Source organism: Pseudoalteromonas sp. J2K-J599, from assembly GCF_059295115.2.
The window spans coordinates 1,823,848-1,842,216 of the sequence record NZ_CM200271.1 but is presented as its reverse complement, the minus strand read 5'-3'; the positions used below and the strand labels follow the sequence as shown (position 1 = coordinate 1,842,216).

Genomic DNA, 18,369 nt, shown 5'->3' with positions numbered 1-18,369 from the left:
AAGTAATTAAAAGTAAATGGCGTAATAGCATTAGTTACAACGCTTAACAAAAAACAGGCAATTGCCTGTTTTTTTGTGCTTGTTCATATTTAATTAACCACGTACGGTGTTTACTTGCTTTTACATAATTAAAGGATCGACTTAATGAAAACACTGACTTTTGTTTTAGGTAGTGCACTGGCTTTAAACGTACTTAGCTTTGATGCACTTGCGGCAGCGACTCCCGATGCTCCTCATATTTATGTTAAGGGCGAAGCGACTCTTACTACAATGCCAGATTACGTACAGCTTAGTGTAGGTATTACCGAAGTTGATAAAGACTTAATTGCTGCTAAAAATAAAACCGACTTAACTATCGCCAAGGCAATTAAGCTCGTAAAAGAGATTGGTGTTAAAGAGGGAGATATAAACGCAGGGCAAATTTCAATAAACCGTGATAGCCAATACAACCGCACTACCGGTAATCAAGAATTTAAAGGCTTTAAGGTTTCTCGTACGTTAACAGTAAAACTCAGCGATATAAATAAATACCCTGAGTTACTACAAAGCTTAGTTAACAACGGTATTAACGAAATTAATCAAACGCAATTTTTAGCAAGCAACTACAACGAGCTGCATAAAAAAGCGCAAAAGTTAGCAATTAAAGACGCACGTGACGCAGCAAAAGAGTTTAGTGACGAATATGGCGTTGACTTAAAAGGATTATACAGCGCGTCACTAAGTCCACTCAATGTGCAGTCGCAGCCTTATATGCGCGCAGAAAAAGTAATGATGGCTGATAGCGCACCAAGTAACTATGTACCTGATGCCTACCATGCTGGAGAGGTTAAAGTAACAGCGTCAAGCTACGCTGTTTACTACATAGATTAAACTTTATTTTTGGTGGTGCTCAAAACGTGCCACCAACTTCTCACCTTGCTCTTGGCTGATACGCGCTATAGAGTTGAGCATATTAGTCACTTCGCGTCTGTCGTATTCATTAGTTACATGTTCATTGATGTCATCAACAATCGCATTTAAATAATTAAATAAACTGTTTCGTGCATCGGTATCTTTATGGGCTACAAACAAAATATTTTTGAATGCCTCAAGCACGTTTGTCATTACGTATGCATCGCCTTTGGCGTAATTACGCAGCGGTGTAAAGTTGTCATGTAATAACTCATCAAAGCTTGTTTCATGAAGGTACAACAATGGGGCATTATCACTGTGCTTAAACGAGTAGTTAATATCGTTAATTGAAAGTCGTTGAATAAGTAAAATACTTAGCATGTCAATTGATTTAACTGCAGTACCGGGATCGTTTATTCCTGGGCTCATTGCCTTAACTGCAATTTCTGATATTTGCGTTAATCCATAACGGTAATGATCGCTAATGTACTCTTCTATATAAAAAATAAAGCAGTCGAGAATTTTATTAATCAGCTCTTCATCGTTTGCTATCTCTTTATTACATTTTAAAAACGGGTAACCTTTAACTGTAAAATAGCCTTGGTTAACAGATATATACACCTTTATATCTTGCTCTGCCAAAATGGCACACAGCTTATCGGTTTGCACGCCTTTATAATATCCTTCTGTTTTACTGCTAACCGAATGCCACTTGCTAAAGTCTGGAAAGTCCTCAACTGGGTTCTCTTGTTGTCTTTGTATTATTGTTTTAATTTCGTTTTTAGTTTGGCTAAACAAGCCATTTAACACGTTATCAACTTGAATAGCACGTGAGATTGAGTGTATAAAAAATACAAACAAACCTAATGAAATCAATCCAAAAACAAGTGCAAACAACACACCTATTGAAGGAATTGCCGTACTGCCACCATCAAGCTTATTAATATTTATAAGCATAATAATAGAGTAAATTATGCTGCCTAAATAAAACCCCAAAACCATTTGGTGTGATTTGCGCGTAATAAGCCCAGGCACTACGCGGGGCGATAAACTCGCGCTGGCTGAATTTAAAACCACCATTACCATCGAAAAACTAAACACAGTAAGCGAAATAATACTGCCAGCTAAAGTGCTTAAAATAGTACGCGCGTTTTCGGCGCTATCAACAAGTACAACCGATATAAACGATTTTAGCTGTTCAATAGGGGCTAAATATTCAACCGACATAGTTATAATGGCAAATACTAAAAAGCCCACTGAAAGCATCGAAGGGTAAAAGCCAATACTGTTAATCATTTCACGGTAACTGTCGGCTACTTTGCGAGGTACAAACATAAAATCCTTATGTATTTTCTACTAACTTAATACCTCTAGCTTAGCATAGGCAATTATTAAACTTCTGATAATGCTGCTCAAATTTATGTGTTATTATCACGCCCACAATAATAGAGCGCATATTTATGCGATAAAAATAACAGGAAAACGCCGTGATCATTTCAACTTATGCTGCATTACTCGCATTCTTTTACATTTATTTAAGCTTTAACGTAATAAAAGTGCGCCGTGCGGAGCAAATATCACTTGGTGATAACGGTAATGCAACGCTACAACGTGCTGTGCGTGCCCACGCAAATTTTATGGAATACGTGCCATTTGCTTTAATTTTGCTTTTTTTGGCAGAGTACCAAGGGCTTGCTAGCCATTACTGCCATATATTAGGTGGTGCGTTATTAGTAGGGCGTGTGTTTCAAAATTTAGGCATCGTAGAAAAAAGCCTTAAATATCGCCAAATTGGTACTATTACTACATTTTTAGTCATGATTATCAGCGCCTTTGTATTACTAGTAACACGCGGCTAATTAAAGAAAAGTTAATGAGCAAAATATTTATAATAGGTTTACCACGTACCGGCACAACCAGTGTGTGCCATGCATTTTTAGAGCTTGGTATTACAACAGCGCATACCGCGTATACTAATGCCTGTTTTGAAAATGCCAGCGCGATTGCCGACACTCCCATATTTAACGATTTTAAAGCGCTTGATATTCATTATCCTGACTCTAAGTTTATTTATTTAGAGCGCGAACTTGGTTCATGGCTGCCATCAATAAAGCAGCTTTTAACGCGTATGCACACTAATTTAACGCGCGGCGACGGGGGCTTTAATATTCATATAAAACGCTGTTATTTAAACACATTTAGTGAGCTTTCGCTTAATAATATTAGCGACGACAGTTACTTAGCTCACTGCTATGAAACACATTTTAATGATGCTCAAACGTACTTTAATAACCGCGACAACGATTTTTTATCCATTGATATAGCAAAGCCCGATAGCTACAAAAAACTATGCGATTTTTTAGCATTAAAAAGTGACAAAGCTGATTTTGAAAAAATGAATATGGGCGGTAAAGTCACCGCATGGAACGATATTAAACACCCGCTTAAAGTGGAATCTACCGCTAAAGGGCGCATAGATAAATTACTGCCTTACAAGATTTTTTAAAACAAATACGTTAAAATCCCCGAATTATTATATAAGTTGTACAGAACATGTTTGAATTAAAATACCACACCCCATTTGAATGGACCGAAGTTGTCCTTGCTGACTTTAATACTTTTTTACAAGATCATGCCGCTGCAGAAAAAAAAGCATCGGGTATGGCTATGTCTATGCTTTCGCATTACCCAGACAAACGTAAATTAGTAAAAGCCATGACTGACTTAGCATTAGAAGAATTAATACACTTTAAACAAGTGCTTAAGTTACTTTTAGAGCGCGATGTAAACTTAGGTGACGACAAAAAAGATCCGTACATAAAACAAATTCGTGCACTGTTTAGACATGGTCGTGATGGTTTTTTAATGGACCGATTACTGGTTGGCGGTGTAATTGAAGCACGTGGACACGAACGTTTTTCTTTGGTTGCACAAGCACTTCCTGAGGGTAAAGAAAAAGACTTTTATGTTGCGATTGCCAAGTCAGAAGAAAAACATAAAAACTTATTTGTAGAACTTGCTTACGAATACTTTGATAAAGAAGAAGTTGATACTCGCCTAGAAGAGTTACTTATAGCTGAAGCTAAAATCTGCGAAAGCATCCCGTTTACAGCTGCTTTGCATTAATTATAACTAGCGCAGAGCCTATTTTATTCGCTTTGCGCCACCTACCTCTACTCTCATTTCTTGGTTAAACCCTTCATGAATTATTGATTTGCAATTTGCGAATCAAAATAATAAAACACACTTTCACACATCTTAATGCATTGATAATAAAGCTAAAAGCGTTTGGTCTCATACTTGCTACCTATACATTAAGCAAATTGAGGGAAAGGCTTATGTTAAAATTTACTTTTATACTATTACTAATATCTTTTAGCGCCGTAGACAGTGAAAGTCATTTAGATTATATAGAAAATGCAAATGGTGAACGGGTACAAAAAGTATCACACTTAGTTAAATGGACACATACTCGCTTTGTGTTTACCCGTGATATTTCGCGTATAGCACTTGGCCACGAAACAACGCTTGATGTGAACGTGGTTAATGGTCGCGAGCTACTAATTTTAGCTAAAAAGTTGGGCCGTACATCTATGATGGTGTGGTACGACGATAAAAGCTCGGAAACATTTTTACTTGGTGTTACCGAAGACTATAGCGTACTGAAAAATGCCTTAAACGATATTCACCCTGACGTGCAGCTAACTATAGCCCCCGATCGCCATGCTGTTGTATTACGCGGTGAAGTACCTACTATAAATTATCGTCATGCCGCTTACGAGGCTGCAAAAAACTACCTATACGCCAGTAGCTCACAAGCATCACAACCCGTTAGTCGTTATAAATTAGCGTATATTAGTGGAACAGTAATGAGGTAAAACATGAAAAACACTATTGAAAATATGGCTGAAGTTATCGAGTTTAAAGTAACGCCAATAAATAAAACTAAACGACTGCTTTTAGTAGATGATGACTTGCTAATAGAAATAGTAATTAGAAAAATGCTTAACGAAGAAAATATTTTAATAGATTTCGCATCAAGTGCTATAGAGGCGCTACTTATGGTTTCTCAAAATATTTACGATATTATTTTAATGGATATAGTAATGCCGCAATTTACAGGCACCGACGCAATGCTAAAAATAAGAAAGCATGCTGACGCATCAGCAACAAAAATTATCGCTCATACATTTAGTGAAAACGAAAATAGTGATAACAAGTATGTGAAGCTTGGGTTTAACGGCCTGTTATTGAAGCCAGTTAAGCAAAGTGTATTAATAGAAAATATTAGATATTTTTTGGAATGATAAATTTAAACAATAGGGCGGTTAACTATTTTTTATTTAGCCTAGAGCCCAAGTATTACAAGGGTTTGACTTTAAATTATTATAATTTTTGAATAACTAAAAAATACTCATCTTGGGATGGAATTTGCTTTATAAGGTTATATTCCAATTTTATAGTTCACGAAATATTATAATTTTTAAAGTTAACGAGGAGCAAGCATGAGCAAAACACAGTGCGTTACAGTAGAAGGTCATCAAATTGCTTATCAAGAAATGGGACAAGGTACACTTTTATTATTGATACACGGTATTCCGACTAATAAATTTTTATGGCGAAATGTGATGCCAAACTTGCATCAAAATATCGGGTAATAGCACCAGATTTACTTAACTTTGGTGAATCAGATATGCCAAGTAACACTGATGTATCTATAAATGGGCAATGTAGAATAATGTGTAAGTTTATAGAAGAGCTCGGTATTTCTAAAGTTAATATTGCTACACATGATATTGGTGGTGGTGTTGCTCAATTAATGGCTGTAAATCATCCGGATAAAGTAAACGGGTTGGTTTTACTTGATAGTGTATGTTTTGATTCTTGGCCAATACCAGAATTTGAACCTTTACTAGAACCAGGCGTAGAAGAAAAAACATCTGTAGATGAATTTGTTGATACATTAAGAGATTTCATGCCCAAAGGTGTTTACGACTCGAACGTAATGACTGAAGAGTTGATGAAAATATACTTAACACCATGGAGTAATGAAAAAGGAAAAGCCGCTTTATTTAGTAACATGCGCAGGCTCAATAAAGAATATACCGAAGCTATTACAGGCGATCTTAAAAGCTTACCTCATGAAACACTCATAATATGGGGTAAAGAAGACAAGTTTCAAAAGCCAAAGTATGCACCAATGTTAGAAGAAGCAATTCCAAATTCGTCATTGGTTTGGATAGATAAAGCCGCACATTGGGTTATTGATGAACATCCAGATAAAGTGTCTGAGCTTATTAATGATTTTATGAATGATAAATTATTCTAGTGAATTACTAGGATGATTTAAATCTATTAATTTAAATCTATTAATTTAAATCTATTAATTTAAATCTATTAATTTAAATCTATTAATTTAAATCTATTAATTTCAATATGTTAAGTTTGATTGTGTAAAGTAGCTAATAGGCAATCATTGTAATACCGCTTGATTATATTAATAACTAAGCGGTATTTTTATATGTTCAATAAGCTAATACCGTAAATGGGTAAGGCACTAACTATTAAGATAAGTAGGTTAATGCTTATTAAATAGTCAAAATATCGCGTTTATACGTTAATTAATGAAGGTGAGTAACTTAGTTATGTATTTATTTATGCTATTTAACATAATATAAATTATAGGTAGTTAATGTATATATAGAAAGAGCGCTTAAATGCGCCCTTGCTATGTCCAATACTAGACGGTATCGGACATTAAGTGTTTTTATTACAATAACTAGTATTACTAATACAGATACTTTATTTATCAATTTGTTTAATCAATACTAAGTAAACGCTCAGCTGTATATTCGTTAGTAATTAATCCACTGATCATGTTTGACCTTACTGCGCCCAAAATGGCTAACACTTTTTCTTCGCCAGCAGCTATCGCATAAATCTGTTTGTTAGCATTTGTTTTTAATGGCGTACTTGCTACGCGCTGATTAACTGTGCAATCTAAAAGCTTACCGTTTTTATCAAACACCCAACTAATCATTTCACCAACGGCACCAAGATCTTGTAACTCTTTAAGTTCTTGCGCATCAATAAAACCATCTATATGTAATGGCGATTTTTCACCTAAGCTACCAATACCCACAAATGTTACATCGGCATCTTTAGCGAGTTTTAAATTACCGGTAATATTTTGTTGTGCATGTAACTGTTCTTTTTCTTCAATACTTCTTGGTAAAACTGGCAATGGCATTGGGTAATGTTTTGCATTGGTGTGTTCGGCCATTCTTACTACAACATCATAAGGTGAAGCCGATCCATCCAAAGCCATATTACCTAGCATTGCTACAATTTTATGTTGCGGACAATCAACAGTTCTTAGCTCATCTACACATGAACGTAAAACTCGACCGGTTCCCATAGCAAGTACTTTGGGTTGTTCTGATTTTAAATGACGTTCTATTTCAGCCGCGCCAGCTTGAGCCAAACCAAGCGTGGACGATGGTTCAGATGGATCGCTCGGTACAACTTCACACGAATCTAACCCAAAACGGCTTTTTAATTTTTCAGCTAAATCCATACATTTGGCAATCGGGTGGTCAAGTCTAACTTTAATTAATCCTTGGCTCACAGATAATGCGACCATTCTTTGTGCAGATTGACGAGATATATTTAGCTTTTTAGCAATTTCATCTTGTGTGTTACCGCCAACATAATATAACCACCCTGCTCTGGCTGCATCATCTAGCTTTCTAATTTCTGTATTTGATAGCTTTACCACGTAAACCTCTTAAAATATAAGGAAAACTAAATCCTTATTTTCATTACATAATTTTAATTATATGTGCTGCTATATAAATTATTTTATTAATTTTGGAATATCTATTTATCAATAACGTTTTTGTTATTTATAATTGTAAATATACCATTCCTTAATAAAAAATATCTAGGTTTCATAGGATTATGTAATTAGAATTTAGTTAATAGCACCTTTATAAAGGTGCTATTTAAGGTAATTAAAAATTGGCTTTAGCGAATAGTTAAACCGTTATTATCAAACTTTAATACTTTATCTGCCGGTGCGCTTAGGTAAATACTGTCGCCATATTTTAATGGGCAATCACCATCCGCTTTTACTGTTACGGTCCCTTTGCCTTCAATATTTATATGTAAAAAGCTCTCCGATCCTAAATGCTCAATTACACCTACAGTTCCAGTCCAAGTACCTTGCTCAGTAGAGAGTGTTATATGCTCTGGTCGTATACCAATACAGCTAACATTCGCATCTTCATTTTGTGGAGCATCTATAAAATTCATTTTTGGCGAACCAATAAAACCAGCTACAAATTTGTTTACAGGGTTTTTATAAAGCTCTAAAGGTGTGCCTACTTGTTCAATAATACCGGCATTAAACACCGCGATTCTATCTGCCATTGTCATGGCTTCAACCTGATCGTGTGTAACATAAATCATTGTTGTAGCTAAACTTTTATGTAATTCAGATATTTCTAAACGCATATTTACACGTAGTGACGCATCAAGATTTGAAAGTGGTTCGTCAAATAAAAATGCCGAAGGCTGACGAACAATTGCGCGCCCTATCGCTACACGCTGGCGCTGACCGCCCGATAATTGCCCAGGCTTTCGGTCTAAATAATCGGTCAAATTAAGAATTTTAGCGGCGTTAGCAATTTTACTTTCGATTTCTGCAGGGCTAACCTTGGCTCTTTTTAAAGGAAAAGCAATATTGTTACGCACTGTCATATGCGGATATAACGCATAGGATTGAAACACCATTGCTAAGCCTCTTTTTGCAGGCGGTGTTGTTGTAGCGTCAATGCCATCAATTTCTATATTACCACTGGTGGTATCTTCAAGACCTGCGATCATACGAAGTAATGTAGATTTACCACAGCCAGATGGACCGACAAAAACGATGAACTCACCGTCTTCAATTTCTAAGTCGAGCGGTTTAATTACGTTTACTTCATCAAAGTTTTTAGTGACTTGTTTTAGTGTGATGCTGCCCATGTGTATTCTCCTATTTTACTGCGCCGAAACTTAATCCACGCACTAATTGTTTTTGACTAAACCAACCAAGTATTAAAATTGGCACAATGGCCATGGCAGATGCTGCCGATAACTTAGCGTAAAATAACCCCTCAGGGCTTGAGTAACTGGCAATAAATGCCGTTAAAGGTGCAGCATTTGCAGCGGTTAAAATAAGTGTCCAAAACGCTTCGTTCCACGACAAAATAACATTGAGTAATAGCGTTGAGGCTATACCCGGTAAGGCTATTGGCAATAAAACATGGAATATTTCTTCACCAATTGTTGCGCCATCCATACGTGAAGCTTCAAGTATTTCGTTTGGTATTTCTCTAAAGTAGGTGTAAAGCATCCATACCATTATTGGTAAGTTAATGAGTGTCATTACAATCACTAAACCTAATTTTGTATCGAGTAACGCAAAGTCACGAAACAATAAATAAATCGGAATAAGTACGCCTACTGGCGGTAACATTTTGGTTGAAAGCATCCACATTAATAAATGCTTTGTTTTTTTAGTTTGTACAAAAGCCATAGACCACGCAGCAGGTACCGCAATTAATAACCCTAGTAAACTTGAACCTAGCGATATAACCACAGAATTCCAAAAATGGGTAAAGTATGGTGAACGCGACAGTACATCTCGGTAATTTTCGAGTGTCCAATCGAATGCATATAAGCTTGGGCTTGCTGAAATTGCTTCGGCTTCCGTTTTAAAACTGGTGATTAACGTCCATAAAATTGGAAAGAAAATCATGCCGCTTATTGTCCATGCAGCAATGGTATAAATTAGTTTGGAACGACGGCTATCTTTTATAGTCATAATTAACCCTCCAAGTTTTTGCCAATTAAGCGCATTAAAAATATAGCGACTATATTTGCAATAATAACTGCAACTATGCCCCCTGCCGAACCGCCACCTACATCAAATTGAAGTAGTGATTGCGTGTAAATTAAGTACGTTATATTGGTCGACGAATAACCAGGACCACCGCTGGTTGTAACTAATATTTCGGCAAAGATTGACAGTAAAAATATAGTTTCGATTAAAATAACAGCGGTTACAGCGCGCGATAAGTGCGGTAAAACGATGTAAAAAAACTTACTAAATGGCCCAGCTCCGTCTAAATCAGCCGCTTCTAATTGTTCACGATCTAATGATTGTATTGCTGTTAGCAGTATTAATGCTGCAAATGGTAACCACTGCCAAGACACAATTATGATGATTGAAAATAACGGCATTTGAGCAAAAAAGTCGATAGGTTCAAAGCCAAGCCAAATCGCGAAATGTGCAAATAAGCCATTAACTGGGTTCATTAGCATGTTTTTCCATACCAATGCCGACACAGTTGGCATTACAAAAAATGGGGCTAGTACCATAATGCGGACGTAGTTTCGTCCCCATATTGCTTGGTCTAGTAAAATAGCTAAGCCAATACCACCACAAATAGTGATAAGTAAAACCCCAGTTACTAGGTAAAGCGTGTTAAAAAATGATTCAAAAAAAGCCGGATCAGTTAGGAAAAATTCATAGTTTAAAAAGCCTACAAACTCTTTATCCCCTGGAACGAGTAAGTTGTAATCAATAAATGAAAAATACAGTGTCATACACAGCGGAACTATCATCCAAGCAAGTAATAAAATTACACTAGGAAGAAGCATAAACCGAGCAAGCGTGCGCGAGTTAGTTGTTGCCATAAAGGTGACCTTAAAAAAGCCAATTCTATTTACTTGTTAACTATCAAGTGAAAATCAGAAACCCTTGATAGTGTTTATAACTAACAAGTAAATAGAATTGACATAAAATATTGGGTAAGTTTGAGTACTTACCCGCCCATTACATGCTATTTAGGATAGCGAGCTTTACGCATTGTTCGCTCAACAAGGTGCTGAGACGTACTAAGCGCTTGCTTAACGGTCATTTGGCCAGTTAATGCTGCTGAGAATTGTTGCCCAACAGCTGTACCAATTCCTTGAAACTCAGGGATAGCAACAAACTGAATACCTACATAAGGCACCGGTTTAACGGTTGGATTTTTAGGATCTGCAGATTGAATAGAATCTAAGGTAATTTGCGCAAACGGTGCTGCGTCCATGTACTTTTGATTACTGTAAAGTGATTTACGTGTACCTGGCGGTACTTTTGCCCAACCTTTTTTGTCGGCTACAAGTTGAGTGTATTCTTTAGATGTTGCCCAGCTAATAAATTTCATTGCGGCATCTGGTTTTTTGCTGCTTGCCGGCACGGCTAAAGTCCAAGACCATAACCAGTTACCGCGTTTACCTAGACCGTTATCTGGCGCAAGTGCAAACCCGACTTTATCGGCAACTTCTGAGTCTTTTTTGTTAGTAACAAATGCGCCTGCAACGGTTGCATCAATCCAAATACCACACTTTCCGGTTTGAAATAGTGCAAGATTTTCATTAAAACCGTTTGCAGATGAACCAGCAGGGCCAGATTCTTTCATCACATCTACATAATACTGAAGGGTATTTTCCCACTCTGGGGTATTAAACTGTGGCTTCCAATTTTCATCAAACCAACGCGCACCAAACGAATTAGCCATTGATGTAATAAGCGCAACGTTTTCGCCCCAACCTGCTTTACCACGTAGACAAAGGCCATAAACACCTTCTTTTTTATCTGTCATCGCTTTAGCAGCTTTGCGTATAAAGTCCCATGTTGGGGCTTTAGGCATTGTCAGCCCCGCTTTTTCCATTAAATCAGTGCGGTACATAACCATTGAACTTTCACCATAAAATGGTGCAGCATAAAGCTTGTCGTTAATCGTTAAACCACTTCGAATTGCTGGGATTAAATCGTCTAAATCGTAGTTTTCACCTAAATTATCTAACTCTTTTAACCAATTTTGTTTGCCCCAAATTGGTACTTCATAAGTACCTATGGTCATAACATCGTATTGTCCGCCTTTTGTTGCTACATCGGTAGTGACACGTTGGCGAAGAATGTTTTCCTCTAGAGTGACCCATTTTAGATCTATATCAGGGTTTTGGCTGGTAAAGTCACTGCTTAATTCTTTCATGGTGATCATGTCACCATTGTTAACAGTCGCTATTGTAATTGTTTCTTTTGCCGCAGCGCCCATGCTTATAAAGCCACACGCGAGCATAATTAATTTATTTTTCATCGGGTATTCCCCATACACGTTATGTTTTAACAAGTGCTATTAAATTTCAATCTATTGCCAATTCTATTTATGGCAGTTTTAACGCATAAAACTGCCCGCAAAGTGCCTTTTTAGGTCCTTTGTTTAAATAGTTAGACTAGTTGGATAATGCTTTAAAATTTAACAGATATTTCAGAAGTGAAGCCGTCAAATCCTTTACCGATTTGGCCGCCCGAATTAACACCTTCTTCTTGGTTAACATACTCAACTTTTAAAAGCGTTTTATCGTTAAACCAGTAACCTGCGGCTACTTGAATACGCTCTACTGTGTTGTCTGTTTGTTCAATTAAGTCGGAAGTGTTTTCGGCTTCTGCATAACGAGCCGCTACATATAGCTTTTTAGGGATGATATATTGTTGTGCTTCAAACACGAAGTACTCAACCGATGAGTCGCCTTCTATTACACTGTTTGAATCAAAAGTAGTGCCGTTTTCATCTGCTATGCCGTTTGTACCAAAGTAGGTAATACCGGCAACTGCATTACCAGCGGCATCTGCAAACGTGTAGTCATCAGACGATTTACCAACCATAAAAATTAAGCTAGTTTCGTCAGATGGTTGATAAGCTAAGTTAAGCTGGATGATTGATTGCTCAAGCCCTGGCATTGCGCCAACATGAGTGTCACGCTCGTTTGAAGGTGACGCCGAGAAGTTATAGTTTTCACCATCGCCAAAGCGATAGTTTGTTGTGGTTACACCATCAAGACTTGCTACGCCATTTTCAAAACGTAACTGGTCGCCTTGATTCGCTTTTAATAAGTTTAAGCCTGCTTTAAAGCCACCTTCAAATTCTAAAGTACCTTGAAGTCGGTAGTTATAACCTCTGTCTTCTTGAAATGCTTCACCGAAACTTGAAGTCGTAATGTGACCTGTAACATTATAAGCACGTACTACACCACTATCGAAAGTTTCGCTGTAACTTAGCAGTGCACCGTTTTCTGCAGTTGCGTAATCGGTAATACCATTACCAATAAGTGCATTACTTTGGTTATCTGCGCCATCTTGAAAACCTTTAAATTGAAAAGGCGATCCACCAATGTTACCTAAACGCAGTGTTAAATTTGCGTTTTCTTTTGGTGTGCCATAAAGACCTAGTAAGTCAAATTCAACACCTGCAAAATCGTTGTGAAATGAAAAGTCACGATCTTCACCACCAAAGTCATTAGGCTCTTCTGCAATATCTATATCGGCAGTGATGAACTCGTTAATATGAAATTTAAGCATTAGATTAGCTCTAATACGGCCAAATCCTGATTCTTGTTCTTCATCTTCTGGACGAAATGCACCATCTTTAGCCTGAATTGACTGAAAGTTTTGCATTAGTAAAAAGTCTACGTCAACGCGATCTAAATATTCAGAAATATCAGCCTGTGCTGGAGCCGATGTAGCCATAGCTGCCGCTATGAGAGAAATTGCAAATTTAGTCTTTTTATTATTCAACATAATAAGCTCTTTATTTAGTGTGGTGTGTGATGCCAACTTTATTAAATTGCATTTTCATTTAATGAAATTGGTATTAATTCAGTGTGTATAGATGAGGCTGACTGAGCAAAACATTAAGTTATTAATGAAACTGCATTTGTGAGCATAAGCTCATCTGCTGGGCATAATCACAGAATGAATTTAGAAGGTCAACGATTTTTTATTACAAAACGTTTACAAAAAATCGAATTCATATGTAAATATTTTTGAATCAATAAGTTAAGTAGCAAATTTGTTACATCAAATTTTGATGGAATGTTGTATTGGATTAAGGAATTTCTTATGAATACGTCATTATTGTTCATTACAATTAATGAAAATATAAGTTAGTAGAAGATATGAGAGCAGATAATCATTTAAAAATACGTTGTTGGGCAAACCTATAAACAGTTTATTTATTGGTGTTTTTTAAGTAACGTTCTTGAGCTTATGATGGGGTTAGCTTAGTATTAAAGCACTTAGATGTATTCAAAATAGAAGTAACCTACATATGGAATTTGTTCGCCCGCTAGAGCCCATCCTCATTATTGATGACGTTAAGGAAATTCGTGATTATCTAAACCAAATTTTAACTGACTTAGGGTTTGAAGATATATTAGAAAGTGCTGATTTTAGCTCTGCCAAACCTATTATGGACAATAAACCGCCAGGCGTTATATTTGTAGATGTAGATTTACCAGACTCTAATGGTGCAGAGATATTGGAATACATTAATAGTGCTTACCCGCACACTCATGTTGTTATGTGTTCGGGCCACAATAGTCTCGAAAACGTACAAAACACGTGGGAAATGGGCGCTAAAGGTTTTATTGCAAAACCTTTTAATACAAAAAAAGTAGACACTGTAATGAAGCGTCTAGAAATAATAGAATAATAATAAGGTTAGCATGCATAGTACTGTTACTGCGATTATAGAAGATCTTTCGAGTGTTATATTTGGTAAACAACAACAAATAAAACTGGCACTTACATGCTTATTTAGCGAAGGGCATTTACTCATTGAAGATTTGCCTGGCATGGGAAAAACCACTCTTTCTCATGCATTGTCAGCTGTGTTAGGTTTATCGTATCAGCGTATACAGTTTACCAGTGATCTTCTCCCTGCTGATATTCTGGGTACTAATGTATTTAACTCTACCGAGCACAGTTTTACGTTTCATAAAGGCCCTATTTTTAGCCAAGTTGTTTTAGCTGATGAAATAAACCGCGCAGGGCCTAAAACACAAAGTGCGTTGCTTGAAGCAATGGAAGAGCAACAAGTGACAGTTGATGGAAAAAAATATACGCTGCCAAATCCATTTTTTGTGATAGCAACACAAAACCCGCTTTATCAATCAGGTACCTACCCGTTACCTGAGTCGCAATTAGACCGATTTTTAATGCGCATTAGCTTAGGTTTTCCTCCTAAAGAAGCCGAAAAACGCTTAATTTTGAATATGCAAAAACGAGATTACAACCAATTACCTAAGCGTATTAACCAACAAGAGTTAGCGGCAATTCAAACTCAGATAAGCCAAATTTCTTTAAGTAGCCCGGTTATTGACTACATTATAGAGCTTGTTAATTACACACGCACAAGCAACGCTTTTGCTTCATCGTTATCACCTCGTGCTAGTATGGCTCTGGCTAAAGCGGCTAGGTCGTGGGCCTTTATTGATGGTCGTGATTTTGTAATGCCAGAAGATGTTCAAGCCGTATTTGTAAGTGTGTGTCAGCATCGATTAGGTTTGCATAATGAGTCAGGTGTAGCACAAGTAAACGATATTTTAAAAAACGTATTAGTTCCGGTATAAACTTTTATGCCAAAAAAAACAGCTAAGCGCCCTTCTTTATTTAAGTCATTTAAGCAAAGTGTATTTAATAAGTTATTAAAAAATAAACATTTAAAAAACTCAATTACACTTGAACACAGAACAATTTATGTATTGCCATCATCCCTTGGTTGGTACTTTATAGTTGTAGCTATTTTAAACTTTGTGATGGGCATTAATTATCAAAATAATTTAATTTTAATAATGTCTTATCTTATGTTTGTGGTAATGATTATTGCTGTATTAATGGGCTACAGTAACGCTAAAGGCTTAACAGTTAAATTTAAAGATGCATTTAACAGCTACGCTCCTCAAAAACCGAGTATTGTATTTGAATTACAAAGCCCTTCAGTAACCCAATCTATTAATTTAACATATCAAGGTAGTGAGCAAACTCACAAACATACCGGCCAAGTTGATAGTAAACCTCAGGTACTCACACTTAACTTACCCTACAGCTCACGCGGTAAGTACTCAGTGCAACGTATTAAAATAGCGAGTAACTATCCCTTTGGTTTGATAACTGTTTGGAGCTACATTCAATTACAAGAAAAAGTATTTGTGTACCCGTCACTTGAACAGGTTCACTCTGATGCGCATGTTTCTATGCTTGATGAGCAAGCCGATAAAGGTATTTCTACACAATCTGGTAGCGAAGAGTTTGAGTCTCTTATCCCACATTTACCTGAGATGGGCTTGCAAAGAGTGTCGTGGAAGCATTACGCAAAAACACAGCTGTTGTTAGTTAAAGAGTTTGTAGACTTTAAAACAGCGAATGCGCTCTTTGATTTTACGTTAATGAATGGAGATACAGAGCAGCGCTTAAGCCAGTTATGCTTTTTAGTGTGTGAAGCAACCGAGAAAAACACCCCTTTTATGTTAAAGCTACCGAATAAAACAATAAATACAAATACCGGACAGCAACATAAGCAGCAATGCTTAGAATTCTTATGCTCATTTAATGGTGATGTGTAATGGACATACTTAAAAACGAAAAAGTAATAAATTATTCGCTGTCTTTTATATATGCATGTTTGATTGTATTTTTTGTATCACATTTACCGCTTGTTTTTGTTGGTGTACTTTCACTTATTTGTGCATGGAACTTTTACATAACGCTGAGTAATAAACCAAAGCCAAATGCTTGGCTGGCAAATATACTCGCAGGTGTGTCACTGGGTTTAATGCTCTACACAGTAGGCATGTCGGATACGGTTATTTTATTTGTGGCCATGCTGCTACTTGCTAGTTTATTTAAACTGCTACAGGCTAAAACCAAAAAACACTATCATGTAATTACAACGCTTACGTTTTTTTCACTCTCATCTGTGTATTTATTTAACCAAAGCATTTTAACGACTTTAACTGTTAGTAGTTTATACATATTAAACTTTGCAGTACTTGGCCTACTCGAGTCCAAACATAATTTAAAAATCGCCTCTAAGCAAAGTGGTAAATTGCTACTTTTAGCGCTTCCTTTAGCTATATTTTTACTGCTTTTTTTACCAAAAATGCCCGCCTTTTGGCAGCTTCCTGGACCTAAGCTTGCTAAAACAGGGCTTTCTGAACAAGTCGATCCATTCGATATTGCTAAGCTTTCAAATTCTGACGAGCTTGTATTTAGAGCTAAATTTAACGAAGAAAAACCTGTAGCACCTTATTATTGGCGAGCAATAGTCCATGATGAGTTTAATGGTAATGCGTGGCTTACGTCTGACTTTTTAAAATATAATAATGTAAAAACAAATACGCAGAGCGAAAATGATGAGCAACTTATTGCAAGCTACTCAGTTATTACAGAGCCTGCGACACAAAAATGGCTCTATGGTTTAGCGTATTCCAGTAGTAACTCACCAAATGTTGAAGGTAATTCACTAGGTTTATTGCGTAAAAAAAGTCGCCAAGCTAAAAACTTACAATACGATGTAAATAGCTTTAACTTCACAGCTTTACCGCTTGGCGAATTTGAAGAAAAACGCTACAAATACCTCGCTTATAAAAAGAATATAAAAACATCATTACTTGCTAAAAACTTAAAGCAAAATACACACTCTGATCGCGATTTTTATAACCGCTTATTACAATACTTTGCAGGTACGGGATTTACTTACACGTTAACACCCACGCCTATGAGCGGTGATAATACAATTGACCAATTTTTATTTGAAAACCAACGTGGCTTTTGTGGCCACTATGCCAGTGCCGCTTCGTACATTTTTAGAACCGCAGGTATACCCGCTCGACTAGTAAGTGGCTATTTAGGTGGCGAATTAAATCAAGATAATAATACGCTCACTGTTCGCCAATACGACGCACACGCATGGGTAGAAGTATATTTACAAAACGAAGGTTGGGTTATTTTTGATGCAACCGCTGTTGTAGCTCCGGAGCGTTTAAATGGCTCGCTTTCGCAAAACGAAGAGCTGAATGACGAATTTAAAAGTAATCTTGATTTTGGTTTAGTGAGTTTAAGTAATTTCCCCGCTATTAATTGGTTAAGGTTGGAACTTGAAAACCTCGATTATCAATGGTCTAGCTGGGTACTTGGTTTTGACGAAGAAAAACAAAATGATTTTTTAAAATCGATTTTTGGTAGTAAAAACATTTGGCTTGTACCATTAATGGTTTTACTAACAGCTGGTTTTTGTTTTATAGGTTATTTTATTTATTTAAACTTGCCAAAACGCCCGTCTAAATTAGCGCCTATGGTTAAAGAGTTTTATGAAGTAAAAGCATGGGCTAAAAAACAAAAAATAAATACACCCGATAATTTAACACCGAGTCAGCAGTTAGACTTTTTTGCTGATCAACTTCCTCGTTCTGCACAATCTATAAACACTTTTAGGCAGTTATTTAACCAAGTACGCTATGGTAAAAAACCTTTTACGAAAGAGCGTAAAACTCAGGCTAAAGATCTGATAAAATTAATTAAAATTTCCAAATAGAGAATAC

The 18,369-nt window shown here is 36.5% G+C and carries 17 protein-coding genes and 1 pseudogene; 11 read left to right on the top strand and 7 right to left on the bottom strand.

Translation table 11 applies throughout. From position 1 onward, the window contains the following. The first annotated feature begins 144 nt into the window (after positions 1–144). A complete protein-coding gene (locus tag AC5NT5_RS08380) occupies positions 145–870 on the top strand; it encodes an SIMPL domain-containing protein (RefSeq protein WP_494513053.1) in 726 nt (241 codons plus the stop codon). 3 nt (positions 871–873) lie between these two features. On the opposite strand, the gene AC5NT5_RS08375 is transcribed toward AC5NT5_RS08380, so the two are convergent. Beyond that, a complete protein-coding gene (locus AC5NT5_RS08375; protein WP_494513054.1) occupies positions 874–2,226 on the bottom strand; it encodes a DUF2254 domain-containing protein in 1,353 nt (450 codons plus the stop codon). A 152-nt stretch (positions 2,227–2,378) separates the two neighbouring features. On the opposite strand from AC5NT5_RS08375, the gene AC5NT5_RS08370 reads away from it, so the two are divergent. The 6 genes and pseudogenes from AC5NT5_RS08370 to AC5NT5_RS08345 all read left to right on the top strand — a co-directional run bounded on the left by AC5NT5_RS08370 (position 2,379) and on the right by AC5NT5_RS08345 (position 6,220). Next, complete coding sequence (locus AC5NT5_RS08370; RefSeq protein WP_002962524.1) at positions 2,379–2,750, top strand: MAPEG family protein; 372 nt, start codon at positions 2,379–2,381, stop codon at positions 2,748–2,750. 14 nt (positions 2,751–2,764) lie between these two features. Then, positions 2,765–3,397, top strand: a complete 633-nt coding sequence (locus tag AC5NT5_RS08365; protein WP_494513055.1) for a sulfotransferase — start codon at positions 2,765–2,767, stop codon at positions 3,395–3,397. Positions 3,398–3,444: 47 nt separating this feature from the next. Beyond that, on the top strand, positions 3,445–4,017 hold the full coding sequence (locus AC5NT5_RS08360; protein WP_002962521.1) for a MiaE family protein: 573 nt from the start codon (positions 3,445–3,447) through the stop codon (positions 4,015–4,017). 212 nt (positions 4,018–4,229) lie between these two features. Beyond that, positions 4,230–4,769 carry a pilus assembly protein N-terminal domain-containing protein gene (locus AC5NT5_RS08355; RefSeq protein WP_494513056.1) on the top strand — a complete coding sequence of 180 codons (540 nt, stop codon included), beginning with the start codon at positions 4,230–4,232 and terminating at the stop codon, positions 4,767–4,769. 3 nt (positions 4,770–4,772) lie between these two features. Beyond that, positions 4,773–5,198 (top strand): response regulator, encoded by a 426-nt coding sequence (locus AC5NT5_RS08350; protein ID WP_010552799.1) that lies wholly within the window; start codon positions 4,773–4,775, stop codon positions 5,196–5,198. Between the two features lie 198 nt (positions 5,199–5,396). Next, a pseudogene (locus AC5NT5_RS08345) lies at positions 5,397–6,220 on the top strand (alpha/beta fold hydrolase). Positions 6,221–6,709: 489 nt separating this feature from the next. On the opposite strand, the gene AC5NT5_RS08340 reads toward AC5NT5_RS08345, so the two are convergent. The 6 genes from AC5NT5_RS08340 to AC5NT5_RS08315 form a co-directional block, all read right to left on the bottom strand. Further along, a complete protein-coding gene (locus AC5NT5_RS08340) occupies positions 6,710–7,669 on the bottom strand; it encodes a sugar-binding transcriptional regulator (RefSeq protein WP_002960874.1) in 960 nt (319 codons plus the stop codon). Positions 7,670–7,917: 248 nt separating this feature from the next. Beyond that, positions 7,918–8,919 (bottom strand): ABC transporter ATP-binding protein, encoded by a 1,002-nt coding sequence (locus AC5NT5_RS08335; RefSeq protein ID WP_494513057.1) that lies wholly within the window; start codon positions 8,917–8,919, stop codon positions 7,918–7,920. A gap of 10 nt (positions 8,920–8,929) precedes the next feature. Then, positions 8,930–9,760: a carbohydrate ABC transporter permease gene (locus AC5NT5_RS08330; RefSeq protein WP_024589367.1), complete on the bottom strand. Its 831-nt coding sequence runs from the start codon at positions 9,758–9,760 to the stop codon at positions 8,930–8,932. Between the two features lie 2 nt (positions 9,761–9,762). Further along, positions 9,763–10,635: a carbohydrate ABC transporter permease gene (locus AC5NT5_RS08325; protein ID WP_002960879.1), complete on the bottom strand. Its 873-nt coding sequence runs from the start codon at positions 10,633–10,635 to the stop codon at positions 9,763–9,765. A gap of 146 nt (positions 10,636–10,781) precedes the next feature. After that, positions 10,782–12,086, bottom strand: coding sequence for an ABC transporter substrate-binding protein (locus tag AC5NT5_RS08320; RefSeq protein ID WP_007377152.1), 1,305 nt, complete (start codon positions 12,084–12,086; stop codon positions 10,782–10,784). 152 nt (positions 12,087–12,238) lie between these two features. Continuing rightward, a complete protein-coding gene (locus AC5NT5_RS08315) occupies positions 12,239–13,567 on the bottom strand; it encodes a hypothetical protein (protein WP_494513058.1) in 1,329 nt (442 codons plus the stop codon). Between the two features lie 529 nt (positions 13,568–14,096). Here AC5NT5_RS08315 and AC5NT5_RS08310 point away from each other — a divergent pair. The 4 genes from AC5NT5_RS08310 to AC5NT5_RS08295 are packed head-to-tail and all read left to right on the top strand — an operon-like array spanning position 14,097 to position 18,362. Further along, the gene (locus AC5NT5_RS08310) at positions 14,097–14,480 is read left to right on the top strand and encodes a response regulator (protein ID WP_002960883.1); all 384 of its coding nucleotides are present in this window, start codon (positions 14,097–14,099) and stop codon (positions 14,478–14,480) included. A gap of 13 nt (positions 14,481–14,493) precedes the next feature. Beyond that, positions 14,494–15,399 carry an AAA family ATPase gene (locus AC5NT5_RS08305; protein WP_494513059.1) on the top strand — a complete coding sequence of 302 codons (906 nt, stop codon included), beginning with the start codon at positions 14,494–14,496 and terminating at the stop codon, positions 15,397–15,399. 6 nt (positions 15,400–15,405) lie between these two features. Further along, on the top strand, positions 15,406–16,392 hold the full coding sequence (locus AC5NT5_RS08300; RefSeq protein ID WP_494513060.1) for a DUF58 domain-containing protein: 987 nt from the start codon (positions 15,406–15,408) through the stop codon (positions 16,390–16,392). Beyond that, complete coding sequence (locus AC5NT5_RS08295) at positions 16,392–18,362, top strand: transglutaminase TgpA family protein (RefSeq protein ID WP_494513061.1); 1,971 nt, start codon at positions 16,392–16,394, stop codon at positions 18,360–18,362. The genes AC5NT5_RS08300 and AC5NT5_RS08295 overlap by 1 nt, the downstream gene beginning before the upstream one ends. The last annotated feature ends 7 nt before the right edge of the window (positions 18,363–18,369 follow it).